Source organism: Sphingomonas sp. NFR04 (assembly GCF_900114095.1).
In the GTDB taxonomy this organism is placed as follows: domain Bacteria; phylum Pseudomonadota; class Alphaproteobacteria; order Sphingomonadales; family Sphingomonadaceae; genus Sphingomonas.
In genome coordinates, this window is the sequence record NZ_FORV01000003.1 from 216,710 (window position 1) to 242,305 (window position 25,596).

Genomic DNA, 25,596 nt, shown 5'->3' on the forward strand with positions numbered 1-25,596 from the left:
CGTGTTGGATCGGTAAGACGGGTCGTTGCCTCGCCTGCGCGCATCCGGTAGCACCGATGGCGGAATACCCTTTGAGGAGCCGCCGGTGAAGCTGGTTCGTACCGCCTGGAAGATACTCGTCGGAATCAAGGACCTGCTCGTCCTGGTTCTGCTCCTCCTGTTTTTCTCCGCGCTGTTCGCGGCGCTCTCGCACCGGCCGACCCCGGCAACGATTCGCGACGGCGCGCTGATCGTCGCGTTCAACGGCGCGCTGGTCGAGCAGCCGAGCGAGGCCGATCCCTTCTCCAGCGTGAGCGGTGCCCGTGCCGCCGGCCAGGTGGGCGCCCGCGACGTGATCCGCGCGCTCGACGCCGCCAGGACGGATTCGCGCGTCAAGGCGGTGGTACTCGATCTCGACAGCTTCCTCGGCGGCTATCCCGCGACGGTGAGCGACGTCGCCGCCGCGGTCGGCCGCGTCCGCGCCGCGGGCAAGCCGGTGCTCGCCTATGCCACCGCCTATACCGACAGCGGCTACCAGATCGCGGCCAATGCCAGCGAGATCTGGGTGCACCCGATGGGCGGATCGCTGTTCATGGGCCCGGGCGGCCGCCAGCTCTATTACAAGGGGCTGACCGAGAAGCTCGGCATCAACGTCCACGTGTATAAGGTCGGCAAGTTCAAGTCGGCGGTGGAGCCCTATATCCGCGCCGACATGTCGCCCGAGGCGCGCGAGGCCAACACCGGCCTCTATGGCGGGCTGCTCGACCAGTGGCGCGAGGGCATTCTGAAGGCGCGGCCCAAGGCGCGCATCGCCGACTTCCTGATGAAGCCCGACGTGGCGATCACCGCCGCCAAGGGCGACATCGCCAGCGCCAACAAGGCGTACGGGCTGGTCGACCAGCTCGGCGACCGGATCGCCTTCGGCAAACATGTCGCGCAGCTCGTCGGCGCGCCGAGCGGCGCCCGTGCGGGCAATTTCAACGGCATCAAGCTCGCCGACTGGCTGCAGGCCAATCCGCTGCCGACCAGCGGCGACGCAATCGGCGTGATCACCATCGCCGGCGAGATCGTGGACGGCAAGGGCGGCGCCGGCACTGCGGGCGGCGACACCGTCAGCAAGCTGGTGCTCGACGGGCTCAAGGACGGCAAGCTCAAGGCGCTCGTCGTGCGCGTCGACTCGCCGGGCGGCTCGGCCATGGCCTCGGAGCAGATGCGCCAGGCGATCCTCCAGGCCAAGGCGCAGAAGCTGCCGATCGTGGTCTCGATGGGTGGCCTCGCGGCGAGCGGCGGCTATTGGGTGTCGACCGCGGGCGACGTGATCTTCGCCGAGCCGAACACGATCACCGGCTCGATCGGCATCTTCGGCATCATCCCGACCTTCGAGAACAGCCTCGCCAAGATCGGCGTGACCACCGACGGGGTGGAGAGCACGCCGCTCACCGGCCAGCCGAGCATCTATGGCGGGACCAACGCGACGGTCGACACGATCCTGCAATCGGCGATCGAGGCGGGCTATGGCCGCTTCGTCGGGCTGGTCGCTGCCTCGCGCAAGCTCACCCCGCAGCGGGTCGACGAGATCGGCCAGGGCAGGGTGTGGATCGGCGGCATCGCCCGGCAGATCGGCCTGGTCGATCGCTTCGGCGGATTGAACGACGCCATCGCCGAGGCCGCCAAGCGCGCAAACCTCGATCCCGCCAAGGTGCGCCCGGTGTATCTCGCCAAGAAGCCCAATGCGCTGACCGCAGCGATCGCTGGCTTCGTCGGCTCGCTCGGCAACGACGAGGACGACGACGGCAACTGGGCGGACGCCCCTGCCGGCAGCGATGCCTATGCCCGGATCGGCGAGGAGCGCCGCATGCTGCTCGCCCGGGCGCTGGGCGACGCCAGGCGTCTGACCGCCGCCGGCTCGGTGCAGGCGCGTTGCCTCGAATGCATGGCGCTGGGCGTGCCGAGCGCGCAGCCCAGCGACCTTGCCCTTCTCCAATTCGCCATGGGAGCAATGAAGTGATCGGAATTCGCGCCGCCACGCCGGACGACGCAGCGGCGATCGCCGCCATCTACGCGCCGAACGTGCTGACGGGCACCGCCTCGTTCGAGATCGAACCGCCCGACGCCGCCACCATGGCCGCGCGGATGGGGGCGAGCGAAGGCTATTATCCCTGGATCGTCGCCACCAATGGCGACGGCGCCGATGGCGGGGTGATCGGCTATGCCTATGCCAGCAAGTTCCGCGACCGCCCGGCCTATCGCTACGTCGTCGAAAGCTCGATCTACATGGCAGACACCGCCCAGCGCCGCGGCGCCGGGCGGCTGCTCTACGAGGCGCTGGTCGACACGCTGCGCGCGCAGGGCTTCGTCCACGCCTTCGGCATGATCACCCTGCCCAACGACAATTCGATCGCGCTGCACGAGGCGGTGGGCTTCCGCCGCACCGGCGTGTTTCGCGAGGCCGGGTACAAGCACGGCCAGTGGATCGATGTCGGCATCTGGCAGTGCGAGCTCAACGAGCCGGCCCGCCCGCCGGAGGAGCCCAAGCCCTTCCACGAACTGGGCGTCGTCCGCGCCTGAGCGGCAACGCTGGCTACCCAATAGATCCCTTTTGACAGACTAGATCGGCGAGAAGCGATCAAATTGGTCGCAGTTCCTTTTGCAAACAACCATTTAAAGCGTAGACTTCAGTATCGGCGACTCACCGCCGATACTGGAGGTGCGCTTTGACGACGTTCCTGAACGCTCGGACTCCGCTGGCATTGGCGGCGCTGGTACTGCTCCAAACTGCCCCGACCACACCCGCCATGGCACAGACCTCGGGGGCATGCGTCGACTATTCGATCCGTATCTGCGCTGGCTACCAGGCAGAACTTGGCTACAGCTCCTTGAAGGATTGCCGCCTGCAGGAATACGCCAACTGCATGGCTGGCGCACCGCCCTATAATCCCACGGAACCGATACGATTTCTCCGCGGCGCAACGGGTGACAAGCACCACGACCGCAACACAGCCGTTTTGATCAGCAGCCGAATTTCCTGACCATTCAGGGCGGGTGCAAGGCAGCGCCCGCCCACGCTGGATTGACCTCGCCAGTCCGATGGGCAAGGTTCGAAGCAATGGTTCCAACTTCGCCGTATGCGGTCGACTTCACGATCGATGTCGAGCGTGAGGCCCGCCTGATCGTCGTCCGCGTCACCGGCGTGCCCTCGCCGGAGGATGTCGGCTGGATCGCGGAGGAGGCGCGCGCAGCGATCCTCACGCTCGGGCCTGATGCGGGCCGGCATCGCACGCTCTATGATGCCCGCGGCGTGCATGTGCTGCCGCAGACGACCGCGGACTTCGTGCTGAAGAACTTCGCCGATACCGAGATGACGCACTGGGCGCACCGCCTCGCCTTCGTCGCCTCGACGATGCTGACGCGGCTGCAAATCCGCCGGATCGTCGAGGTGCGGCCCGGTGCGATGCTGTTCGACGATGTCGAGTCCGCCCGCGCCTGGCTGCTGCGCGACGATTGAACCGGGGCGGCGCACGGCCGCCCCGAGCGGCCTTCAGGCCAGCGCGATGTCCGGTGCGTCCTCGGCCTTCATGCCGATCACATTGTAGCCCGCATCGACATGGTGGATCTCGCCGGTCACCCCCGACGCCAGATCCGACAGCAGGTAGAGCCCGGCCCCGCCGACATCTTCGATCGTCACGTTGCGGCGGAGCGGCGAGTTCAGCTGGTTCCACTTGAGGATATAGTTGAAGTCGCCGATGCCGCGCGCCGCCAGCGTCTGGATCGGGCCCGCCGAGATGGCGTTGACGCGGATATTCTCGGGCCCGAGATCCATCGCCAGATACTTGACCGAGGTCTCCAGCGCCGACTTGGCGACGCCCATCACGTTGTAGTGCGGCACGACCTTCTCGGCGCCGTAATAGCTGAGCGTCAGCAGGCTGCCGCCGTTCGGCATCATCCGTTGCGCGCGCTGCGCCACCGCGGTGAAGCTGTACACCGAGATGTTCATCGTCATCAGGAAGTTGTCGAGCGTGGTGTCGTAATAATGGCCGCGCAGCTGGTTCTTGTCCGAGAACCCGATCGCGTGGACGACGAAGTCGATCGTCGGCCAGCGCGCCGCCAGCGTCTCGAACGTGGTGTCGAGCGCGGCCATGTCCGCCACGTCGCAATCGATCAGGAAATCGGAGCCGACCTGCTCGGCCAGCGGCTTCACCCGCTTGAGCAGTGCGTCGCCCTGGTAGGAGAAGGCCAGCTCCGCACCCTGGGCGTGCAGTGCCTTGGCGATACCCCATGCCAGCGATTTGTCGTTGGCGAGGCCCATGATGAGCCCGCGCTTCCCTTGCATCAATCCGGTCACGTCTTCTGAATCTCCTGTGCTTGCTCCCCCTCTAGACCGGCTTCGGGCACTTCCGCCAGAGCGGCGTTGAGCTCCGCCCCCACGACGACGCCGAGCCCGACCAGGAAAAAGAAGATCAGGGCCACCATCACGCCGGCCAGGCTGCCATAGGTCGCGCCATATCCGCCGAGGGTGGAAAGGACCCAGGGCAGGCCGCCGGTGACGCTGAGCCACCACAGGGTGGTGCACAGCGCGCCCGGCCATTTGGGATACCGTCGCGAACGATATAGCGACGGCGTGAGCGCGAAGAACAGCACATAGAGCGCGCCGAACAAGGCAAAGGCCGGCACCGCCTTGCCCGCCGAGGCGAAGCGCTGCGCCTCGGTCGCCCAAGGGAGGATGCGGTAGAGGAACTGCTCGATGCCGGTCAGGATCACCTGGAACGCAAAGGCGAGCATCACCATCAGCACCGCGGCGACGATCATCCCGATCGCACCCAGCCGATAGCGCCAGAAGGGCTTGTCCGAGGAGACGCCATAGGCCTGGCGGACGATGCCGCGGATCGTCTCGATGAAGCCGGCGGTGGTCCACAGCCCGACCAGCGCACCGAACCAGAGCAGGCCCCCGGTGCTGCGATTGTGCAGCACCTCGATCACGGGCTCGCGCAGCAGCTTGGCGACGTCGGGCGGCACGGTCTGGAGAAAGGCCTCCAGCGCGTGCACGCCGGTGCCGGTGCGCCCGACCAGGCTGGCCAGCGCGGTCGCGACGATGAAGAAGGGGAACAGCGTTACCAGCGAGAGATAGGCGAGGTTGCCCGCATAGGTGAAGCCGTCGTTGAAGGTGCCGATCGCGACGCGCTTGGTGATCTCGAGCATCCGCTCGGTCACGCCAAGCTCGGCGAGCCGCCGCGGCACCTTTCCGCCGACCCCGAGCCGCCGTCCTTCGGGCGACTGGGGCGAGATCGAGGCGCGCGTCGGATCGTCCACCCGGGTCAGACGCCCATGCGTCCCCGCGGGTTCCCCGTGTTCTTCCATCCTTGCGCAAATTCGATGAGGGCGTCGTCGTCGACCGGCAACTCGACCATCAGCGTGACGAACAGGTCACCGCGAGCGCCGCCGCGCTTGTGGAAGCCGCGCCCCTTGAGGCGGAGCACCTTGCCCGAGCTGGAGCCCTTGGGCACGGTCAGCATCACCGGGCCGTCCGGCGTCGGCACGCGCACCTGCGCGCCCAGCACCGCCTCGGCCAGCGTCACCGGCAGGTCGAGCTTGATGTCGTCGCCGTCGCGCACATAGAAACGGTGCGGCTGGATCTCGATCGTGACGATCGCATCGCCGGCGCCGCCCGGCCCTTCCTCGCCCTTGCCGGCGAGGCGCATCTGGGTGCCTTCCTCGACGCCGGCGGGCAGCTTCAAGTCGATCGTCTTGCCGTCCTTGAGCGTGATCCGCTGCGGCGCGAGCTTGGCCGCATCCTCGAACGACACCGCGAGGCGATAGGCGATATTGGCGCCCTTGGGCTGGGGCCGCCGGCCGAAGCCGCCGAAGCCGCCGCTGAAGCCGCCCCCGCCGCCGCCGCGCTTGCCGCCGCCGAACAGGCCCTCGAAGATGTCGCCGATATCGGCCTCGCCGCCGCCGAAGTCGAACTGGCCGCCGCCGGGACGGAAGCCGCCCCCGCCGCCGCCGGTCCCCGCGCCGAAGCCGAAGGGCGCGATCGGGTTGCCGTCGCCGTCGATCTCGCCGCGATCGAAGCGGGCGCGCTTGTCCTTGTCGGTCAGCAGGTCATAGGCTTGCGTGACCTGGCTGAACTTCTCCGATGCCTTGGGATTGTCCTTGTTGCGATCGGGGTGCAGCTCCTTGGCGAGCTTGCGATAGGCCTTCTTGATCTCGTCCTCGCTCGCGCCGCGCGCCACCCCGAGCGTTACGTATGGATCTGCCACCAAAATCCCCAATGCGTCCAATGCCAATGGCCCGCCCGTTACAGGACAGGTGTTAAAGCCCAAACATCGGCGTGCGGATCGTTTCGCGCAAGGGGCGCTATCCGCCGAGCAGTGCCCAGGCGCCGCGCAGATCGGCGACGAAGTCCTGGTACGCCTGCGCCGCCGCATCGGCATCGGGCAGGCGGAGCAGGTAGCTGGGGTGGACCGTCACCCAGCCGGTGCCGCCTTCGGGCAGCGCCAGCTTCTGGCCGCGCAGTTTCGAGATGGTCGCCGCCTTGCCGGTGATCTGGCGCGCGGCGGTGGCGCCCAGGGCCACGACCAGCTTGGGGCGGACCAGCGCGACTTCCTGCTCGTACCACCAGCGGCATGCGGTGATCTCGCCGGCATCGGGCTTGGCGTGGATGCGCCGCTTGCCGCGCGGCTCGAACTTGAAGTGCTTGACCGCGTTGGTGACATAGACGCGGGCGCGGTCGATCCCCGCCTCGTCGAGCGCGCGATTGAGCATCTGCCCGGCGGGGCCGACGAATGCGCGGCCGGCGAGATCCTCCTGGTCGCCGGGCTGTTCGCCGACCAGCATCATGTCGGCATCGAGCGGCCCCTCGCCGAACACGGTCTGCGTCGCAGGCTTGTAGAGCGGGCAGCGCGTGCACGCCGCCGCCTCGTCGCGCAGCGCCTCCCAGGCGCCCTCGACATTGCCACCGACCGAGCTCCGCGCCGTCTCCACCATCGTTGTCTCCCGCGCCCGGGCGCCGGCCACGAGCTCCTTGACCAACGCGGTTTCGGGCATGTTTTTCCAGTATTTGCGCGGCATCTCCTTCAGCATCGCGCCGGTCTTGAGCCGGGCGGGATTGAAGATCGACGCATAATAGGTCTTCCACACCGCCTCCACCGGATCATCGGCAGGCGCATCGCCGCGGGTGGCGGCGGGACCTTCGCTGAGCGTGGCGCCGTCCCAGTGCAGCGAAACTTCGGGCGTGAGGATCGACCAGCGCATGCTCGCGAAGCGCTCGACGAAGAAGCGGGCATTGGCGCGGACGATGTGATGCTCGGGCTCGAACCAGGTGACGAAGCGCGGGCCGCGCTCGTCGACCAACTCGCGGAAGCGGACGAAGGCGCGCATCTTGTGGATGTCGCGGCGCACCGCCTTGGCCATCAGCTCCAGCCGGCGAACCAGCGGGTCGGCGCGGTCCTCGATCCGGTGCGGATCGGTGGCGAGCAGCGTGTAGAGCAGCGAGAAGCGCTGCGGGTCGGAATGGAGGATGACGGCCTGGGCTAGGTCGAGAAAGGCCTTCGGAACCCGCAGGCGACGGTCACCCTCACCCTCCCCACCGCCTTCGGCGGCGGGTCCTCTCCCTCTTCCAATGGGAGAGGGCGCTTGATTCCCTCTCCCATTGGAAGAGGGAGGGAGCGGCAAAGCCGCGGAAGGGTGAGGGTGGTCGAAGGCAAACAAATCCCCCGGCGCGTCCCCTACCCGCCACACCACTTCGGGTGGCGCGACATGCGCCTGGGCTAGCGCCCGCGCCGCATCGCGCCAGCCCTCGAAATCATCCTCGGCGGCAAGCGTTACGGCGCGCAACGCTTACTCGCGCTCGTCGCCCGGCGGGTGGGCTTCGGCGCGCTCCAGTTCCTTGGGCTTGCGCTTCTCGAATATCTTGCCGAGCCGCTCTTCCTCTTCCGAGGAAAGCTCCTTCTCGGCGGTCGGGAACATCTCTTCCTCCTCCTCGTCGATATGGTGGAGGTAGCGGTCCTTCATCGCGCGGAACTTCGACAGCCAGGCGGAGGAGGACATCTCGATGTCCATCAGCTCGCCGAGCAGGTCGTCGACTTCCTTGTGCTCGGACACCGAATGGCGCGCATCCTCGCGCAGCTCCGGGTTGGCGAGCATCGTCGCGTACAGCGACTCTTCCTCCGCCGCGGCGTGCGACTGGAGCTCGAGGCGGAGCTGCTCGAACAGATCGCGCCGCTCGGGGCTGTCGCCCGAGGTGGCGTCAATCTTGGCGATCAGGTCGCGCTGGCGATCGTGATCGGCGATGAGGTCGGCGAAGATGCGGGGCTGCTTAGCCATGTGGGAGTCTCCCTGGTTTCCCAGCCCCAACCGGCGGCGCTGATCGAGGTTGCTCCCGCGAGTCGTTCGCAAGCCTGACCTCACGCCGCGAACAGCTCCAGCTGCTCCTTCTTGGGCGCGATCCAGGCGCGCAGATCGGCCTTGTCGGTCAGCGCCACCGGGCGCCAGTCGGCGGTGACGATGAACGGGCGGATCTTGGCCAGCGAGACGGTGAGCCGCGCGACATCCTCCAGCCGCAGCCGCCGCCATTTGCGCGCGGCGAGGATCGAGGCGACCGCCTTGGTGCCGAGCCCGGGCACGCGCAGCAGCGCCTCGCGCGGGGCGCGGTTGAGGTCGACGGGAAAGCGATCGCGGAAGCGCAGCGCCCAGGCGAGCTTGGGGTCGATATCGAGCGGCAGCATACCCGTGGCCGGGTCTACCGCCTGCGCGACCTCGTCCGGGCGGTACTCGTAGAAGCGCATCAGCCAGTCCGACTGATACAGCCGGTGCTCGCGCATCAGCGGCGGGCGCTGGAGCGGCAGCACCGTGCTGGCATCGGGAATCGGACTGAACGCCGAATAATAGACGCGGCGCAGACCGAAGCGACCATAGAGCCCAGCGGCGCGATCGATGATGTCGCCATCGGTCGCGGCATCGGCGCCGACGATCATCTGGGTCGACTGGCCGGCAGGCGCGAATTTCGGCGCCGAGCGATAGCGCTTCCGCGCATCCGCGCCGTCCTCGATGGCGCTACGCATGCCGAGCATCGCGCCTTCGATCTGCGGCGCAGATTTCTCCGGGGCCAACCGCTTGAGCCCCGCCACGGTCGGCAACTCGACATTGATCGAGAGGCGATCGGCATGGAGCCCCGCCTGGTGGATCAACGCCGGATCGGCATCGGGGATCGTCTTGAGGTGGATATAGCCGCGGAAATGATGGTCTTCGCGCAAGCTCCGCGCCACCTCCACCATCTGCTCCATCGTATAGTCGGACGAGCGGATGATGCCCGAGGAGAGGAACAGCCCCTCGATATAATTGCGGCGATAGAAGTTGAGCGTGAGGTCGACTACCTCGGCGGGCGTGAACCGCGCACGACGCACGTTCGAGCTCTTGCGGTTGATGCAATAATGGCAGTCAAAGATGCAGCTGTTGGTCAGCAGGATCTTGAGCAAGCTGATGCAGCGCCCGTCCGGCGCATATGCGTGGCAGATGCCCATGCCGGTGGTGGAGCCCAGCCCCTTCCCGTCCTTCGACGTGCGCTTGGCCGTCCCCGAAGACGCGCAGGACGCATCATATTTCGCGGCATCGGCGAGGATCGCCAGCTTTGCACGGGTGTCGAGTTGCGCCATCCCGTTCCATCTATGTTCTCAAGCACCTGCTGTCCAGATGGACGCTCGGCCATCGGCCCTGTACCAGCGCCGACCGGAGGATTTCGGGCATGATTCAGCGGATCGACGGGCGTTTGCGGGCGCTGGCACTCGGCATGGCGCTCACCTGCCTGCTCGGCTGGGTGTTCAAGGCGCATTGCATGCCGCAGGGCTGGAACGGCGCGATCCAGTATATCAGCGGCTGCTACAGCGACGCGCCGCCCTTCTGGGTGGAGCGCCATATCGGCGAGGGGCGGATCCCCTATTTCCAGACGCCGATGGAATATCCGGTGCTCACCGGGCTGCAGATCTGGATCGAGGGCGCGCTCGCGCGCGGGCTGTTCGGTGCCGGCGCAGACGGCGCGACCTTCCTCGCCATGGTGTCGCTGGGCAATGCGCTGCTCGCCGGGCTGATCCTGGCGATGTTCGTCCGCGGGGGGGTGAATCGTGCGCGGCTGTGGCTCTGGGCCTGCGCGCCGCCGCTGATCCTCTATCTCGGCCATAACTGGGACCTGGGCGCGGGGACGCTTGCCGTGGCGGCGATGCTCGCCGCGCGTCGGCAGCGGCTGGTGCTGGCCGCCGCCCTCGCCGCGCTAGGAGCGGCGGCGAAGCTGTTCCCGGTGCTGCTGCTGCCGCTGATCGGCCTGGCGGCGCTCACTGCGCCGGGGCAGGCCTGGCGCATGCGGATGACGACGGCGGTGCGCTGCGTATTGGCCGCCACGGGGGCCTGGGCGGTAGTGAACCTGCCGGTCGCACTGGCGGTCCCGGAGAACTGGTCCGAATTCTACCGATTCTCGGAAGCGCGGCCGGGCACCGTCGCCGCCACCTGGTCGGTCCTGTCGGACCAGGGCGTCTGGGTGAGCGACACCGCGCAGCGCAACCTGGCAGCCTCGATTGCCTTCCTGCTCGGCGCGGCGGCGATTGTCGCGATCGGCTGGCGCCAGCATCGCGAACGGCCCTGGGTGCTGTTCACCCCGGTGCTCGCCTGGTTCCTGCTCACCAACAAGGTGTGGTCGCCGCAGTTCGACCTGTGGCTCTTCCCGCTGCTGGTGATGACGAGCCCGCGCCTGGCGCCGATCGCCCTGTTCGTGATCGGCGACATCGCGGCCTATGTGACGGAATTCTGGTGGCTTGCCGGCCTCGCCAATGCCTGGCCCTATGCCACCCAGCAGGACATCTTCCTCGCCGCGAGCGTCCGCGCCGTGGCGATGCTGTGGCTGATCGCCGATGCGGTGCGGCGGCCGGCGCCCGCGTGGACCACCCGCGCGCCGGCCTGAGCCCGATCAGGGCAGCGGCAGGTCGGTCTCGGCCTTCTTCTGCGCGCGGCGCTCGGCCCGCGCGGCGGTCGCGCGCTGGACGAAGCAGCCAGTGCCGCCGCTCGCGCCCACGGTCGTGCAGCTGCCGGTGCCGAAATTGCCGGTGGTCAGCGCATCCTGCGAGCGCACCGCCCAGGATTGACCCTTCTGGGGGTCGGTCGGCGTGGTATCGCGAATGTTCTTGGGGATGCGGAAACGCTCGCCCTCGTCCAGCCGCTGGCAGACGACGATTTCCTCGCCATTCTTGTTGGTCGGGCACTTGTCGTTGCCGTAGATGATCAGCACGCCGTTCTGGACGGCATTCTGCGCATGCGCCGGCGCGGCGGCGAGCAGCGGCGCCGCAGCGGCCGCGGTGATGATGGCGATCCTCTTGAGCACCCTGCGTTCCTCCTGTTGTGCGCGCGACCCTGCCGCAGCGCGCCTGAATAGCCCTTGTCAGATCCGCTTCGACACGCCGATCGCGAACCGGCATCCGGCACGGATCAGCGCCGAGAGCACCGGATAGCCGGGCGTGCTTTCCGCGCCCGAGGCGATCGCGGTGTCGCGGTGCTCGATCTCCTCATCGCGAAATCGCGCGACAGCATCGCGCAGTTCCGGATCCTCATCGCCCAATTGCTCGAGCTGCTGCTGGTAATGGAGGTCGATCTCGGTCTCGATCGCCGCGGTGCACGCCATCGCCGCCTGCGGCCCGAGCGCGGCGGTGACGACGCCGAGGCCGAAGCCGGCCACGTCCCAGAAGGGCTGAAGCACCGTCGGGCGCACGCCGCGCCGGGCGATCAGCGCGTCAAAAAAGGCGCGGTGATGCTCTTCCTGGTTGGCCATGCCGGCGATGGTGCGCGCGGTGGGCGTGCGATCGCCCATTACCGCGAGCTGCCCCGCATAGATTCGTGTCGCGCCATATTCGCCGGCCTGGTCCACCCGGACCATGGCGTCATGCGCTTCCCGACGATCGCCCGGTTTCCAGCTCATCGCGCAGCCTTTCGCGTTGCGAGCAGCGCGATCAGCACCGCGCCGCCCAGCGACAGGATGGCGTTATAGCCTGCCAGGCTGATGCCGAACATCGTCCATTGGGGCACGTCGCAGCGGACGATCGGTGCGCGGAGTGCCTGGGTCAGCATCTCCATCGGCGAGCCCTGCCGCGGCGACGCGGTGCATTCGGTGATGCCCTGCCACCAATGATATTCGGTGCCCGCATGATAGACGCCGATCGCCCCGCTCACCGCGATCAGCAGCGCGGCGAGCAGCACCAAGGCCGCCACCTGCCGCCGCCCGCGCACGAAGAAGGCGAGCGCGGCGACGACGATTGCCGCCAGATGCGGCCAGCGCTGCCACACGCACATCTCGCACGGCACCAGCCCGCCGATGAACTGCGATCCGATCGCCCCGCCGAGCAGCGCCAGCGGCAGCAGCAGTGCCAGCCAGCGCGCGAGCACCGGCACGTTGCGCGGCATCCTGCTCAGGTTGCGGCTCACTTGGCGGCTGCCGCAGCCGGCGCCTTGCCGAGGCGGGCGAGCGTCTGCACCGCATAGTTCAGCTGGAAGTCAGTGATGCCCTTCTTCTTCAGCTCGTCGGCGGTGGCGGTGAAGCGCGGATCGGGGGTGTCGTCCGACTCCAGCACGCCGTCGTCCACCTTCTCCATGTTGATCAGGTGGCGCCGCAGATCGGCCTCGCGCAGCTCGGGCCGCGACTTGTAGTCGGGATCGCTCAGCTGCGGCACGGCGATGTCGGGCTTGATGCCGCCTTCCTGCACCGAGTGGCCCGAAGGCGTGAAATAGCGCGCGGTGGTGAGGCGCAGCGCGGCGTGCGGGCCCATCGGCAGGATGGTCTGCACCGATCCCTTGCCGAAGCTGCGCACGCCCAGCACCAGCGCACGGTGATGGTCCTGCAGCGCGCCGGCGACGATCTCGGAGGCCGAGGCGGTGCCGGCATCGGTCAGCACGATCACCGGCAGCCCCTTGGCGAGATCGCCCGGGAACACGCTCTCGGCATAATAGCGCTCGATATCGGTCTTCTCGCGGCCGCGCTGCGAGACGATCTCGCCATGGTTGAGGAACACGTCCGAGACGCCGATCGCCTCGGTCAGCAGCCCGCCGCCATTGTTGCGCAGATCGAGGATATAGCCGAGCGGCTTGTGGCCCAGCTTCTTGTCGATCTCCTGGATCGCCAGCGCGGTGTCGCCGCCGGTATGCGCGGTGAAGGTGCTGATCCGGATGATGCCGATGCCGTCCTTGACGTCCGCCTTCACCGACTTCTGGGTGATGATCTCGCGCGTCAGGGTGAATTGCAGCGGCTTGTCGGCGCCGGGGCGCACGATGGTGAGCGCGATCTTGGTGCCCGGCTTGCCGCGCATCTGGGTGATCGCCTCGTCCAGGCTGCCGCCGACGATGAACTTGCCGTCAAGATGGGTGATATAGTCGCCCGCCTTGATGCCGGCGCGCGCGGCGGGGCCATCGTCGTTGGGAGCGATCACCTTCACCGCGCCGTCCTGCTGGGTGACGGTAAGGCCGAGGCCGCCGTAATTGCCCTCGGTCTGGATCTTGAGATTGTCGAAATCGAGCCCGTCGGCATAGCTGCTGTGCGGATCGAGCGCCGCGAGCATGCCTTCGATGGCGCCCTTCACCAGCGTCTTGTCGTCGACCTTCTCGACGTAATTCGCCTTCACGGTGTTGTAGACTTCCATGAAGGTGTCGAGCTCGCGATAGCTGCTGGTATCGACCCCCGCCATGGCCCCGGATGTGATGGGAATGATCGCAAGTGCGCCGACGGCGGCGGAAACCTGTAGAAACGAACGCAGCATCAAGAGACTTTCCGGAAGGGCGACCCTGGTAATGTAGGCGAGGATAACGGGATTTGCACGCGGTGTCAGTCGAGCAATTGGGTCAGGTCCAGCGGCTGCCCGCGTCGGCGGAGTTCGACCGTGATGCGGGGGCCGGCGGTGCCGAGGGTTGCGCCTTGTTCCACCTTCGCGCCGGGGCGGACGCTGAGCGTGGAAATGCCGGAGATCAGGCTGGTCCAGCCCTTGCCATGATCGACGATCACGACCTGGCCATAGCTGGCGAACGGCGCGGCATAGGCGATGGTGCCGGCGGCGGGCGCGACGACGGCCGATCCCGGCCGCACCGCGAAGCTGGGACCGCGGGCGCGAACGCCGGCGGGGGAAATCTCGCCGAAGCCGGTGACGAGTTGGCCGCTGACGGGGAGGCGATAGGGTCCGGGGCCGCTCGCGCGGTCGGCCGAGGTGCCGGGGCGGGGCAGTGGGCCGCTCAGGACCAGCAGGTCCGAGCGGATTTGGGCGGCACTCAGGCTTCGGTCCTGCTCGGCGGCGAGGTCGCGCGCCTTCTCGCCCAGCGCCAGCGCGCGATCCGATTCCACCAACGCGTCGCGGCCTAGCGACATGGCCCGCAGCCGATGTTCGGATTCGAGCTGGAGCGCGGCAAGGCGGCGGGATTCGAGGGCAGCGCGACGGGTCTGCAGTTCCGCGACAGCCTTGCCGGCAGCGACGCGCAGCGCACGCGAGCGGTCCAGATCCGCGCGCACGCCGGCGCTCCGGGCCTCGATTGCCGGCAGCAGGCTGGCCAGCGTCGCGCGAACATGGACGAGGTCCTGCGCCGATCCCGGCTGGGCGAGCGCCAGCACCGCCGGGCGCCGGGCCATCGCCTGCAGTGCGGCGACGAGTTCGATCGCGGGCCGCTGGCGTTCGGCAAAGGCGGTGCGCTGGCGGGCGAGCAGCCGGTCGAGCAGCGCCACGCGCGCCTCGGCGGCGGCCTGCTCGGCTTCGGCCGCCTTGATCCGCTGCGCCGCAGCTGCCTGCTCGGCACGCGCGCGGGATTCGCTGTCGCGTTCGCCGGCAGCGGCGCGGTCGAGTTCGGCCGCGCGTCGTTCCGCGGCCTGCGCTGCCTGGGACGCCTCCGTCACCGCGCGCGCGGATTGCTGGGTGGCATCGGGCTGCGGCTGGGCGAGCACGCCGGTCAAACCGATCGCGACCAGCGCCGCCGCGATGCCGAGGCCGCGCGCCGGGCCCATCAGCCTTCGCGGTGATAGGGATGGTTGGCGAGGATCGAGACGGCGCGCCAGAGCTGCTCGGCAAGCATCGCCCGTGCCATCATGTGCGGCCAGGTCGCCTTGCCGAAGCTGAGCAGCAGGTCCGCCGCCTGCCGATCGGCATCGTCGAAACCGTCCGCCGCGCCGATCAGGAAGCGCGTCTCGCGCACCCCATCGTCGCGCCAGGCACCGAGCCTTGTCGCGAAGGTCTTGGAGGGCAGGTTCTCGCCGAGTTCGTCTAGCATCACGACGCGGGTGCCGGGGTTCAGCACCGGCATCTTGCCGCCGGTATCGGGCAGTTCGGTGACGCGCGTCCCCCAGGTCACCCGCTTCAGATAGCGGTCGACCAGTTCGGCCTCGGGGCTGCGCCCGATCCGGCCGCGCGCGACGATGTGCAGCAGCATTGCGCGCAGACCTTCGGGATCAGATCAGGCCTGGCCCTCGAACGACCACATCCGCTCGAGATTGTAGAAGCTGCGCACTTCCGGGCGGAACAGGTGGACGATCACGTCGCCCGCATCGATCAGCACCCAGTCGGCGGCCGGCAGGCCCTCGACGCGGGGCGTGCGGCCCTGCTCGGCCTTGATCTTGTCGGCCAGCTTCATCGCCATCGAGGCGACCTGCCGGGTCGAGCGGCCCGATGCGATCACCATGTAATCGGCAATGCTGCTCTTGCCGGCGAGCGGGATCGAGACGGTTTCCACCGCCTGATCGTCCTCCAGCGAGGTGAGCACGAGCCTATGCAGCGCTTCGACGCTGTCGGCGTCGTTCGAACGCTGCATATTGGGGGAAGTGGCCAAGGTTGCTCCTAGTCTAGCGACGGTTTGTGCGAAGTGGGTGGAGACGGCGCCGGGCTCTCCTGTTCCAACTGCGGAGAAGACCCGAGGAATCGCCGGTGCCAGGCAGGATCGGCAGCCCGAAGGCGTGTTGCCGACGTCGGATCGGGGCGGAAGCGCAACAGCACAAGTGCCGGCAATCTCCATCGCGTCCAATGTTTCGCCTGGCCTGCGGGCCGCACAGCGCGCCGCAGCCAACCCATTGCAGGACTTGCATGGGCGCCCTTGTCATACCCCGGACGCGCGATAACCGCAATCGGAACCTGACGGGCGATGTGCCGCCACCGTTCCCAGCGGTGGAACTGCGCCAGATTGTCCGCGCCCATCAGCCAGATGAAGCGGTGATTCGGATAGAGCCGGGGCAGCTTGGTGAGCGTGTCGGCGGTATAGCGAGTCTTCATCCGCTTCTCGATCGCGGTGACCCGGATCGGCGCGTGCCGCGCTACCGCGCGGGCGGCGGCCATGCGCGCCTGGAACGGCGCCATGCCGGCCTTTTCCTTGAGCGGATTGCCGGGCGAAACCATCCACCACACTTCGTCCAGATCCAGCGCACGCAGGGCGTGCAGCGACAGCCGCCGGTGCCCGCGATGCGCCGGATTGAACGAGCCCCCGAGAAGTCCGATGCGTTTCATTGCCGTCCCGCGAGATCGCGCGCGCCATGCAGGACGCGGAGCACACGGATGTGATCGGGTGCGACCCGATAAAAAAGCAGATAGGGGGTCTTAGGCACGCGCCATTTGCGACGCCCGCGGATCGTGAGCGGCCCCGCCTCGGGCAACTGCGCAAGGAACGCGCCCGCGGCGACGATGCGTTCGACCAGTTCGACGCCCAGTGCCGGATCGCTGGCTTGATGATGGCGCACGATCGCGTCGAGATCCGCCAGGGCGAGGTTCGCCCATCGAAGGTCCGCCACTCAGGCCGCCGTACCGCGCCGCAGTTCGGCTACCCATTCCTCCATCTGCGCCTGCGTCCGGAATTCGCCGCGATCGATCTGCCGCTCGGCTTCGTCTAGCGAATCCAGCAACTGCGTCTCTGCGACGACGAATGCCTCGATCGCCTGCGAGACCACCCACGACCGCGAACGATCCATCCGCTCGGCCAGACGATCTAGCTGATCCGAAATCGCTTCCGGAACGCGGCCCGTGATGACGGCGGTCTTGCTCATGCTTCTAATGTATACAAGCGATACAGAGCCTTCAAGGCCGCGCCTGGCCGGTGCCGAGCACCAGCCACTTGTAGGTGGTGAGCCCCTCCAGCGCCACCGGGCCGCGCGCGTGCAGGCGGCCGGTGGAGATGCCGATCTCGGCCCCCAGCCCAAACTCCCCGCCATCAGCGAACTGGGTGGAGGCGTTCCACATCACGATCGCGCTATCGACGCCGTTCAGGAACCGCGCGGCCGTGTCGGCGTCCTCGGTGATGATCGCGTCGGTATGGTGCGAGCTGTGCGCGGCGATGTGCGCCATCGCCCCCTCGACGCCGTCGACCAGCTTCACGGAGAGGATCGCGTCGAGATATTCGGTGTCCCAATCTTCATCGGCCGCGGGCTGGACGCGGGGATCGAGCGCCTGCACCTCGGCATCCCCACGCAGTTCGCAGCCGGCATCGGCCAGCGCGGCGAGGATCGGGCTGGGATCGGCGAAGCCGCGATCGATCAGCAGCGTCTCGGTCGCCCCGCAGATGCCGGTGCGGCGCATCTTGGCGTTGACCACCAGCGCCTCTGCCATCGCCGGATCGGCGGCGCGGTCGACATAGCTGTGGTTGATCCCGTCGAGATGGGCGAGCACCGGCACGCGCGCCTCGGCCTGGACGCGCGCGACCAGGCTCTTGCCGCCGCGGGGCACGACCATGTCGATCAGCCCCTCGGCGGTGAGCATCGCGCCGACGGCCGCACGATCGGTCACCGGCACCAGCTGGATCGCGTCGGCGGGCAAGCCGGCCTGGGTGAGTCCCTGCACCAGTGCCGCATGGATCGCGCGGTTGCTGCGGATCGCCTCGGAGCCGCCGCGCAGGATCGCGGCGTTGCCCGACATCAGGCACAAGGCGCCGGCATCGGCGGTGACGTTGGGGCGGCTCTCGTAGATGATGCCGATCACCCCGATCGGCACGCGCACGCGCTTGAGAACCAGACCATTGGGTCGGCTCCGCTCGTCCAGCGTGCTGCCGACCGGATCCTCCAGCCCGGCGACCGCCTCGATGCCGCCCGCCATGCCTTCGATCCGCTTGGCATCGAGCAATAGCCGGTCGAGCATCGCATCGGACAGGCCGTTCGCCTTGCCTGCCGCCATGTCCTCGGCATTGGCAGCGAGGATCGCGTCCTGCAACGCGCGGATCGCTGCGGCGGCAGACCGCAGTGCCTGCGCCTTGGCCGGGCTTGGCAGCGCCGCCAGCACCGTGGCGGCGGCCCGGGCGCGGCGGCCCATGTCGGCGATCAGCATCTGGGTGTCGGGCGTGTCGATATCGGCCATGTTGCGGATGCTAGCATGCGGCTCGCGAAGCTGATAGCCTCAGGGCCCATGGGGGAAATCGACGCAGCCGGCGAACTGGTAATGGGGGGCTTGCTCGGCCGTGCGGTGGAGCCGCACACCGGGGAAAGCCATGGGCATGGGCATGGCACGATCTGCCTGAATTGCGGGACCGCACTGATCGGCCCGCATTGCCACGAATGCGGGCAATCGGGGCACGTCCACCGATCGCTGGGCGCGATCGGGCACGAGCTGCTCCACGGCGTCGCGCATTTCGAGGGCAAGATGTGGCGCACCCTGCCGCTGCTCGCCTGGCGGCCGGGCGACCTGACCCGCCGCTACATCGCGGGCGAGCGCGCGCGCTTCGTCTCGCCGATGGCGATGTTCCTGTTCTCGATCTTCACGATGTTCGCGATCTTCCAGATCCTCGGCATCTCGACACCGACGGACCTGGAGACGCCGACGGCGCGCCCGACCGCCGCCCTCCAACGCGCGCTGAAGCATAGCGAGGAAGGGCGTGCGAAGGACATTGCCAAGCGCGACAAGCTCGCCGCGGACGACAGCGATCGCGCCGATCTGGACAAGGATATCGCCAAGGCGGATCGCGAGATCGCAGCGATCAAGGCCGCCACCGCGCAAATCGCCCCGATCGAAGCCGTCGCGGGAGACGACGACTCCATCAAGCACGTCAACACCGGCTGGTACACGCTCGATCACGGCGTCGAGAAGTGGCAGAAGAACCCCGCCCTGATGCTCTACAAGCTGCAGTCGAGCATCTACAAATTCTCCTGGCTGCTGATCCCGCTCTCGATCCCGTTCGTATGGCTGCTGTTCTTCTGGAAACGGCAGTACAAGCTGTACGATCATGCGGTGTTCGTCACCTACTCGATCGCGGCGATGTCGATGCTGTTCATCGGCGTCACCCTGCTCGCCGCAATGCGCGTGCCCAGCGACGTTCTGGTCTGGATCGCCCTGCTCGTGCCGCCGATTCACATCTGCCGGCAGCTGAAGCAAGCCTATGGCCTGGGATGGCGCTCGGCGATCTTCCGGACCAGCCTGTTGCTGTGGTTCATCACCATCATCGCCACCCTGTTCCTGCTGATCCTGGCGCTGCTTGGAATCATGGGGTGAGCGATCCCTCCTCAATCCTCCCCCGCAAGGGGGAGGTGGCAGGCCGAAGGCCTGACGGAGGGGGAGGAAGCACGACGGTCTGGGAGGTTCTGGCATCCTCCCCCTCCGTCGCCTTCGGCGACACCTCCCCCTGGCGGGGGAGGATTATAGGGCACTTACGGAAACCCGTGCATCTGCCGGCCCATCGGCATCATGTTGTGGTCGAGGTGCCCCAGAATCCACACCGACCCGCCGATCAGCAGCAGCACGACCAGCGTCCCGAAGGCGAGCGCCAGCACGTTGTTGGTGTTGTCCGGTCCGCTCGACACATGCAGGAAGAAGACGAGGTGGATGCCCATCTGCGCGATGGCGAGCACCACCAAGGCCATCGGCACCGCCGGCCGCCAGACCACGGGCAGGTTGACCATCGCGAACGCTGCCGCCGTCAGCAGCGCGGCGAGGCCCAGCCCCACCACATAGCCGGTCGTGCCGCCGGCGAACTCCTCGCCTTCCGCGGCTTCGTCGCCGGGCGCGGTATCGCCGCTGTCGGTTTCGCGCTCGCTCATGGCGCCACTCCCATCAGATAGACCATGGTGAAGATGCCGACCCAGACGATGTCGAGCGCATGCCAGAACAGGTTGAAGCACATCAGCCGCCGCTGGATCTGCGGCCGGAAACCCTTCACCCATAGCTGCGCCATCATCGTGCCGAGCCAGAGCAGCCCCACCGCGATGTGCAGCCCGTGCAGCCCGACCAGCCCGTAAAAGGCGGACAGAAAGGCGCTGCGCTGCGGGCCGGCGCCCTTGCCGATCATCTCGGCGAATTCGGTCAACTCCAGCCCGAGGAACACCGCGCCGAGCAGCCCGGTGGCCAGCAGCCAGAGCTGCGCCGGCAGCAGCTTCCGCTTCTCCGCCGCGACCCCGGCAAGCCCGCAGGTGAAGCTGGAGAGGAGCAGCGCCGCCGTCTCCATCGCCACGCGGGCCTGCCCGAACAATTCATGCGGGGTCGGCCCGCCGGCGGTCTGCTTGGCGAGCACCGCATAGGCGGCGAAGAAGCCCGAGAAGAGGATGATGTCGCTGAGCAGGTAGATCCAGAAGCCATAGCCCACCGTGGTGCGCTTGCTCGCCGGACCGCCCTCGCCGCGGCCGGTATTGCTGTCGCCCCCGCCGCCGCGACCGATGCGATAGGGATCGTGCGCCTGGGCGGTCATGCCGGCTGCTCCCGATTCTCCTCAAGCCATTTCTGGCGCGAGGCGCGGCGGGCGCGGTCGATCCGCGCAACTTCCTCGGCGGGGATCTCCGTCTCCTCCTCGTCGCGCCAGGCGAAGACCACGAAGGTTGCATAGGCGCCGACAAAGCCGAGCGCCGCCAGCCACCAGATCATCCAGATCATCGCAAAGCCGATCAGCGTCGCGAAGAAGGCGGTGACGACCCCGGTGGCGCTGTTGCGGGGCATCTCGATCGCTTCATATTTCGGCTCGTCGGCAAGGCCCTGGCTCTCGATCGCCTGCTGTTTGATCGTCCAATAGGGCTCCTCGCCATGCACCTTGGGCAGCACCGCGAAGTTGAACGCGGGCGGCGGCGAGGTCGTCGCCCATTCCAGCGAGCGGCCGTCCCACGGGTCGCCGGTCTCGTCGCGCAGCGCCTCGCGGTTGCGGATGCTGACCACGATCTGGACGATCTGCGAGGCCACCCCGAGGATCATCACCCCGATCCCCGCCACCGAGACGTAGAGCCACGGCGCCCATTCGGTGAAATCGATATGCTGCAGGCGCCGGGTCATGCCCTCCAGCCCCAGCACGTAGAGCGCGCCGAACACGATCAGGAAGCCGGCGAGCGTCAGCCAGAACGCCATCTTCCCCCAGAACTCGTCGAGCCGGAAGCCGAACGCCTTGGGGAACCAGTAGGTGATGCCGGCGAACGCGCCGAAGATCACGCCCGAGTTGATCACGTTGTGGAAGTGCGCGACCAGGAACATCGAATTGTGCAGCATGAAGTCGGCCGGCGGCACCGCCAGCAGCACGCCGGTCATGCCGCCGATGATGAAGGTCATCATGAAGGCGAGCGACCACAGCATCGGCGTGGGGAAGCGCAGGCGGCCGCCATACATGGTGAACAGCCAGTTGTAGATCTTCACCCCGGTGCCGACCGCGATGATGCTGGTGGCGATGCCGAAGGCGGCGTTGACGTCCGCGCCCGCCCCCATGGTGAAGAAATGGTGCAGCCACACCGTGAAGGAGACGACGACGATGAACAGCGTCGCCGCGACCATCGAGCGATAGCCGAACAGCGGCTTGGACGAGAAGGTGGAGAAGATCTCGGAGAAGATGCCGAACGCCGGCAGGATGAGGATATAGACCTCCGGATGCCCCCAGGCCCAGATGAGGTTCACGAACATCATCATGTTGCCGCCGGCTTCGTTGGTGAAGAAGTGGAAGCCGAGATAGCGGTCCAGCGCCAGCATCCCCAGCGTGGCGGTGAGGATCGGGAAGGCGGCGACGATCAGCATGTTGGCGCCGAGCGCCGTCCAGCAGAACATCGGCATCCGCAGATAGCCCATGCCCGGCGCGCGCAGCTTGAGGATCGTCGTCACCAGGTTGATGCCCGACATCAGGGTGCCCACGCCCGAGATCTGGATCGCCCAGACATAGTAATCGACGCCGACGCCGGGCGAGTAGGTCGTCTCGCTCAAGGGCGCATAGGGCAGCCAGCCGGTGCGCGCGAACTCGCCGATCACCAGGCTCATGTTGACGAGAAGCGCGCCCGAGGCGGTGAGCCAGAAGCTGGTCGAGTTGAGCGTCGGGAAAGCCACGTCACGCACGCCGAGCTGGAGCGGCACGACGAAGTTCATCAGCCCGATCACCACCGGCATCGCGCCGAAGAAGATCATGATCGTGCCGTGCGCGGAGAAGATCTGGTCGTAATGCTCGGGCGGCAAATAGCCTTGGGCGTGGCCAATCGCGCTCGCCTGCTGGGTGCGCATCATGATCGCGTCGACGAAGCCGCGCAGCAGCATCACCAGTCCGAGCAGCACGTACATCACGCCGATCCGCTTGTGATCGACCGAGGTGATCCATTCCTTCCAGAGGTACGGCCAATGGCCCTTCACCGTGATCCAGCCGAGCACCGCGAACAGCGCCAGCGCCACCCCGCCAGCGGCAATCAGCGGGATCGGCTGGCTGAACGGAATCGCGGACCAGGTGAGCTTACCGAGCATCGTCACTCCGCCGTTCCGGGGGAAATCTGGGGTTGGCCGTCGCGGCCCTGTTCGGGGCCCGGCGCGGGCGGGAGGTGTTGCGCGACGATCATGTCGAACAGGCCCGGCTGCACCACACCCCAGTGCTTGGCGGGTTCGTGCTGGCTCTGGCGGGCGAGCACACGATAGGCGCGACCGTCGAGCAGCCCGCCGGCCGCCTTCACCCCCGCCACCCAGCGCGTGAAGTCCGCCACGGGAACGGCCTGAAGCCGGAAGTTCATGTCCGAAAAGCCGTCGCCGCTGAAATGCGCACTCTGGCCGTAATAGCTACCCGGCTGGTCGGCCTGCAGGTGCAGCGTCGTCGCCATGCCGTTCATCGTGTAGATCTGGCTGCCCAGCCGCGGCACGAAGAAGCTGTTCATCACGCTCGCGGACGTCAGCCGGAAGCGGATTGGCACGCCTGCTGGTACCACCGCGCCATTCAACGTGGCGATGCCCTGCGCGGGATAGACGAACAGCCATTTCCAATCGAGCGACACCACCTGCACCTCGAGCGGCGGCGTCTTCTCCGCGAGCGGCTTGGCGGGATCGAGCGCATGGCTGCCGATCCAGATCAGCCCGCTGAGGAACAGGATGGTCAGCAGCGGGATCGACCAGACGATCAGCTCGATGCGGCCCGAATAGACGAACTCGGGGCGATACTTCGCCTTGCCGTTGCCCGCGCGGAACCACCAGGCGAAGGCAAGCGTGGCGATCATCGTGGGGATGATGATCGCCAGCATGATCGCCAGCGAATCGAGCAGGATGGTGCGATTGTTCGCGCCGATCGGCCCGCCGGGACGCAGGATGCTCGCGCCGCTGCAGCCGCCGAGCAGCAGCAACAGCGGCAGGAGGCGCGCGCCGCGCTTAGCCATGCTGCGCCTCGGCGAGCCATTCATCGGGGGAATGGGCGGTGGTGGCGGCGATGTCGGCGCCCATGCTCTGGGCGATGATCTCCAGTGCCCAGCGGCCGCGATCGTCGTCCTGCGTCGCCACCGCGTCCTCGGGCACCCACAGCGCATAGTCGCGCATGTGCGCATCGCCCGCGGTGAACAGCACGCAGATGTCGGTCGCGACCCCGGTCAGCACCAGCCGCCGCACGCCCAGCTTGGGGAGCAGCACCGGCAGGTTGGTGGCGTAGAAGCCGGAGAATTGCGGCTTGAGCACGAAATAGTCGCAGTCGCGCGGCTTGATCCTGGCCAGGCCATCGGCGGCGCCATCGAACGCCTTCGCGATCAGCCGCGACTTTTCCGAATGCCATTCGCCGAAATTGTCGTTGACGTAGACCGTCGGCAGATCGGCGGCATCGAAGGCGTCGCGCAGCATGGCGATCGGTCCTGCGATCGCCTCGGCGCGGGTGCGCAGCGCGTCACCGCCTTCGAAATCGAAGGTGTTGATCATGTCGATGATCAGCAACGCGGCCGAAGCCCCGCCCTGGTCGCGCGCAGGTGCGGTGGCGCCCGTTTCGGGTTCTTCCACGGTCTCGTCCCCTGGCAGTTACGTCAGGATTGACCGCGATCGAGCGTGTCGCTGGGATGGGCGGCGTCGCCTTCCCGCTGATGCTCGGTCGAGATATTGGGCCGCGGCTGGGTGCTGGTGCCGCTCTCCTCGCCCTTCTCGCCGGGTTCGGTCGAGAGGTTGGGGCGGGGCTGGGTGCGGGTCTGGTCGTCCGGATCGGGCATCGCGCTTCTCCTGATGCCCGGGCTAACGACACGCAGCCGCGGCTGTTCCCCGCGATTTCAGCGCTTTTGGCGATTCATAACCTGGAGCAGTGCGGCGATCAGCGACAGGCCCCCGCCGAGCAGCGCCACGCCGGTCCAGCCGCCCGCGCCCCAGGCAAGCGTGGCGGTGGCCGAGCCGGCGGACGCGCCGAGGAACATCGAGCCCATCAGCACCGTGTTGAGCCGCGCCCGCGCCTCGGGCCGCAGCGCGAAGATGATGTGCTGGTTGGAGACGAGCGCGCTCTGCACCGCGAAGTCGAGCACGACGACGCCGATCACCAGCGCGGCGATGCTAACCCACAGCCCGAACAGCAGCCAGCTCGCCACCGCCAGCAGCGCGCCGAGCAGCACCACCCGGTGCGGCCCGCTCTTGTCGGCGATCCGCCCGGCGAGCGGCGCGCCGAGGATTCCCGCCGCGCCGACCACGCCGAACAGCCCTGCCACATCCGCGCCGAGCCGGAAGCGCGGCGTCTCCAGATACAGCGCGAGGATCGTCCAGAAAGCGGTGAAGCCGGCGAAGAGCAGCGCCTGGGTGATCGCCGCCAGCCGCAGCGCCGGGAATTCGCGCCACAGGCCGCCCAGCGAGCCGAGCAGCGCGCCATAGCCGAGCGTCGCCTCGGGCTCGCTGCGCGGCAGCCGCCATGCCATGACGCCGGCGGTACCGAGCGCCAGCGGCACGCCCAGCCAGAACATCTCGCGCCACCCCAGATGCGTGCCGACGAAGCCCGACAGCGTGCGGCTGAGCAGGATGCCGCAGAGCAGGCCCGCCATCACCGTCCCCACCGTCTGCCCGCGCCGCGCCGGATCGGCGAGATGCGCCGCGAAGGGCACGATCTGCTGCGCGACGCTCGCGGCGGCGCCCACCAGCAGCGACGCGCCGATCAGCATCCAGGCATTGGGCGCCAGCGCCGCGCCGACCAGCGCCGCCGCCAGCACCAGGAACTGGAGCACGATCAGCCGCTTGCGCTCGTGCAGGTCGCCCAGCGGCACGAGCAGGAACAGGCCGGCCGCATAGCCGAGCTGGGTCGCGGTGGGCACCAGCCCCGCCGGCTGGCCGGGCAGGTCGCGCTCGATGATGCCCAGCATCGGCTGGTTGTAATAGATATTGGCAACCGCGATGCCCGCCGCCGCCGCCATGGCGAAGGTCAGGCCGCTGCCGAGCCGGGCGGTAGGTTGGGGGGCATGCAAAATGGCGACTCCTCGGGCGTTCGGTCGCCCAGATGGGGAACGCA

30 protein-coding genes are annotated in these 25,596 nt (G+C 67.8%); 6 read left to right on the top strand and 24 right to left on the bottom strand.

The features are described 5' to 3' along the window. Positions 1–85: 85 nt before the first annotated feature. The 4 genes from sppA (at position 86) to BM009_RS10910 (ending at position 3,484) form a co-directional block, all read left to right on the top strand. Positions 86–1,987, top strand: a complete 1,902-nt coding sequence (gene sppA, locus BM009_RS10900; protein ID WP_093296115.1) for a signal peptide peptidase SppA — start codon at positions 86–88, stop codon at positions 1,985–1,987. Further along, complete coding sequence (locus tag BM009_RS10905) at positions 1,984–2,547, top strand: GNAT family N-acetyltransferase (protein WP_093296116.1); 564 nt, start codon at positions 1,984–1,986, stop codon at positions 2,545–2,547. The genes sppA and BM009_RS10905 overlap by 4 nt, the downstream gene beginning before the upstream one ends. A gap of 146 nt (positions 2,548–2,693) precedes the next feature. After that, entirely contained in the window at positions 2,694–3,008 is a 315-nt protein-coding gene (locus BM009_RS22225; protein WP_139216600.1) for a hypothetical protein, read from the top strand. Positions 3,009–3,085: 77 nt separating this feature from the next. Next, positions 3,086–3,484 (top strand): hypothetical protein, encoded by a 399-nt coding sequence (locus BM009_RS10910; protein WP_093296118.1) that lies wholly within the window; start codon positions 3,086–3,088, stop codon positions 3,482–3,484. A gap of 33 nt (positions 3,485–3,517) precedes the next feature. Here the strand turns inward: BM009_RS10910 and fabI are convergent, their stop codons facing one another. The 6 genes from fabI to BM009_RS10940 form a co-directional block, all read right to left on the bottom strand. Then, positions 3,518–4,321 carry an enoyl-ACP reductase FabI gene (gene fabI, locus BM009_RS10915; protein WP_093296119.1) on the bottom strand — a complete coding sequence of 268 codons (804 nt, stop codon included), beginning with the start codon at positions 4,319–4,321 and terminating at the stop codon, positions 3,518–3,520. After that, on the bottom strand, positions 4,318–5,286 hold the full coding sequence (locus tag BM009_RS10920; RefSeq protein ID WP_093296121.1) for a YihY/virulence factor BrkB family protein: 969 nt from the start codon (positions 5,284–5,286) through the stop codon (positions 4,318–4,320). Before BM009_RS10920 ends, fabI begins: the two co-directional genes overlap by 4 nt. A gap of 5 nt (positions 5,287–5,291) precedes the next feature. Beyond that, positions 5,292–6,233, bottom strand: coding sequence for a DnaJ C-terminal domain-containing protein (locus BM009_RS10925; protein WP_093296566.1), 942 nt, complete (start codon positions 6,231–6,233; stop codon positions 5,292–5,294). A 97-nt stretch (positions 6,234–6,330) separates the two neighbouring features. Next, positions 6,331–7,809: a UdgX family uracil-DNA binding protein gene (locus tag BM009_RS10930; RefSeq protein WP_093296123.1), complete on the bottom strand. Its 1,479-nt coding sequence runs from the start codon at positions 7,807–7,809 to the stop codon at positions 6,331–6,333. A 3-nt stretch (positions 7,810–7,812) separates the two neighbouring features. Further along, positions 7,813–8,298: a hemerythrin domain-containing protein gene (locus BM009_RS10935; RefSeq protein ID WP_093296124.1), complete on the bottom strand. Its 486-nt coding sequence runs from the start codon at positions 8,296–8,298 to the stop codon at positions 7,813–7,815. 80 nt (positions 8,299–8,378) lie between these two features. Beyond that, a complete protein-coding gene (locus tag BM009_RS10940) occupies positions 8,379–9,626 on the bottom strand; it encodes a putative DNA modification/repair radical SAM protein (RefSeq protein ID WP_093296126.1) in 1,248 nt (415 codons plus the stop codon). Positions 9,627–9,715: 89 nt separating this feature from the next. On the opposite strand from BM009_RS10940, the gene BM009_RS10945 reads away from it, so the two are divergent. Further along, a complete protein-coding gene (locus tag BM009_RS10945) occupies positions 9,716–10,921 on the top strand; it encodes a hypothetical protein (protein ID WP_093296127.1) in 1,206 nt (401 codons plus the stop codon). Between the two features lie 6 nt (positions 10,922–10,927). Here BM009_RS10945 and BM009_RS10950 read toward each other — a convergent pair whose 3' ends face one another. From BM009_RS10950 to BM009_RS11000, 11 genes are all read right to left on the bottom strand, one after another. Next, entirely contained in the window at positions 10,928–11,338 is a 411-nt protein-coding gene (locus BM009_RS10950; protein WP_093296129.1) for a hypothetical protein, read from the bottom strand. A gap of 57 nt (positions 11,339–11,395) precedes the next feature. Continuing rightward, a complete protein-coding gene (locus tag BM009_RS10955) occupies positions 11,396–11,929 on the bottom strand; it encodes a demethoxyubiquinone hydroxylase family protein (protein WP_093296131.1) in 534 nt (177 codons plus the stop codon). Beyond that, entirely contained in the window at positions 11,926–12,411 is a 486-nt protein-coding gene (locus BM009_RS10960) for a disulfide bond formation protein B (protein ID WP_093296132.1), read from the bottom strand. Before BM009_RS10960 ends, BM009_RS10955 begins: the two co-directional genes overlap by 4 nt. Positions 12,412–12,428: 17 nt before the next feature. After that, positions 12,429–13,757, bottom strand: coding sequence for a S41 family peptidase (locus tag BM009_RS10965; protein ID WP_093296134.1), 1,329 nt, complete (start codon positions 13,755–13,757; stop codon positions 12,429–12,431). Positions 13,758–13,822: 65 nt separating this feature from the next. Continuing rightward, a complete protein-coding gene (locus BM009_RS10970; protein ID WP_093296135.1) occupies positions 13,823–14,983 on the bottom strand; it encodes a murein hydrolase activator EnvC family protein in 1,161 nt (386 codons plus the stop codon). Beyond that, entirely contained in the window at positions 14,983–15,405 is a 423-nt protein-coding gene (locus BM009_RS10975; RefSeq protein WP_093296137.1) for a 23S rRNA (pseudouridine(1915)-N(3))-methyltransferase RlmH, read from the bottom strand. Before BM009_RS10975 ends, BM009_RS10970 begins: the two co-directional genes overlap by 1 nt. A gap of 24 nt (positions 15,406–15,429) precedes the next feature. After that, complete coding sequence (gene rsfS / locus BM009_RS10980; RefSeq protein WP_093296138.1) at positions 15,430–15,783, bottom strand: ribosome silencing factor; 354 nt, start codon at positions 15,781–15,783, stop codon at positions 15,430–15,432. 26 nt (positions 15,784–15,809) lie between these two features. Continuing rightward, positions 15,810–16,469, bottom strand: a complete 660-nt coding sequence (locus BM009_RS10985) for a nicotinate-nucleotide adenylyltransferase (RefSeq protein WP_093296140.1) — start codon at positions 16,467–16,469, stop codon at positions 15,810–15,812. Continuing rightward, a complete protein-coding gene (locus tag BM009_RS10990) occupies positions 16,466–16,750 on the bottom strand; it encodes a type II toxin-antitoxin system RelE/ParE family toxin (protein WP_093296141.1) in 285 nt (94 codons plus the stop codon). The genes BM009_RS10985 and BM009_RS10990 overlap by 4 nt, the downstream gene beginning before the upstream one ends. After that, positions 16,751–17,002 carry a CopG family ribbon-helix-helix protein gene (locus tag BM009_RS10995; RefSeq protein ID WP_093296143.1) on the bottom strand — a complete coding sequence of 84 codons (252 nt, stop codon included), beginning with the start codon at positions 17,000–17,002 and terminating at the stop codon, positions 16,751–16,753. It abuts the gene before it with no gap. Between the two features lie 31 nt (positions 17,003–17,033). Further along, a complete protein-coding gene (locus tag BM009_RS11000) occupies positions 17,034–18,302 on the bottom strand; it encodes a glutamate-5-semialdehyde dehydrogenase (RefSeq protein ID WP_093296145.1) in 1,269 nt (422 codons plus the stop codon). Positions 18,303–18,350: 48 nt separating this feature from the next. On the opposite strand from BM009_RS11000, the gene BM009_RS11005 reads away from it, so the two are divergent. After that, positions 18,351–19,430: a DUF3667 domain-containing protein gene (locus tag BM009_RS11005; protein ID WP_093296146.1), complete on the top strand. Its 1,080-nt coding sequence runs from the start codon at positions 18,351–18,353 to the stop codon at positions 19,428–19,430. Between the two features lie 155 nt (positions 19,431–19,585). On the opposite strand, the gene cyoD is transcribed toward BM009_RS11005, so the two are convergent. Genes cyoD through BM009_RS11040 form a run of 7 tightly spaced genes read right to left on the bottom strand, consistent with a single transcriptional unit; the run spans position 19,586 to position 25,552 of the window. Next, complete coding sequence (gene cyoD, locus BM009_RS11010) at positions 19,586–19,975, bottom strand: cytochrome o ubiquinol oxidase subunit IV (protein ID WP_093296148.1); 390 nt, start codon at positions 19,973–19,975, stop codon at positions 19,586–19,588. Next, a complete protein-coding gene (cyoC, locus tag BM009_RS11015; RefSeq protein ID WP_093296150.1) occupies positions 19,972–20,619 on the bottom strand; it encodes a cytochrome o ubiquinol oxidase subunit III in 648 nt (215 codons plus the stop codon). Before cyoC ends, cyoD begins: the two co-directional genes overlap by 4 nt. Further along, complete coding sequence (locus BM009_RS11020; RefSeq protein ID WP_093296151.1) at positions 20,616–22,625, bottom strand: cbb3-type cytochrome c oxidase subunit I; 2,010 nt, start codon at positions 22,623–22,625, stop codon at positions 20,616–20,618. Before BM009_RS11020 ends, cyoC begins: the two co-directional genes overlap by 4 nt. 2 nt (positions 22,626–22,627) lie before the next feature. Next, positions 22,628–23,518 (bottom strand): ubiquinol oxidase subunit II, encoded by an 891-nt coding sequence (gene cyoA / locus BM009_RS11025; RefSeq protein ID WP_093296153.1) that lies wholly within the window; start codon positions 23,516–23,518, stop codon positions 22,628–22,630. Continuing rightward, positions 23,511–24,122 (bottom strand): cysteine hydrolase family protein, encoded by a 612-nt coding sequence (locus tag BM009_RS11030; protein ID WP_093296154.1) that lies wholly within the window; start codon positions 24,120–24,122, stop codon positions 23,511–23,513. Before BM009_RS11030 ends, cyoA begins: the two co-directional genes overlap by 8 nt. A 23-nt stretch (positions 24,123–24,145) precedes the next feature. Then, positions 24,146–24,325 carry a hypothetical protein gene (locus BM009_RS11035; RefSeq protein WP_093296156.1) on the bottom strand — a complete coding sequence of 60 codons (180 nt, stop codon included), beginning with the start codon at positions 24,323–24,325 and terminating at the stop codon, positions 24,146–24,148. 57 nt (positions 24,326–24,382) lie between these two features. Then, complete coding sequence (locus BM009_RS11040; protein ID WP_093296157.1) at positions 24,383–25,552, bottom strand: MFS transporter; 1,170 nt, start codon at positions 25,550–25,552, stop codon at positions 24,383–24,385. Positions 25,553–25,596 lie beyond the last annotated feature (44 nt).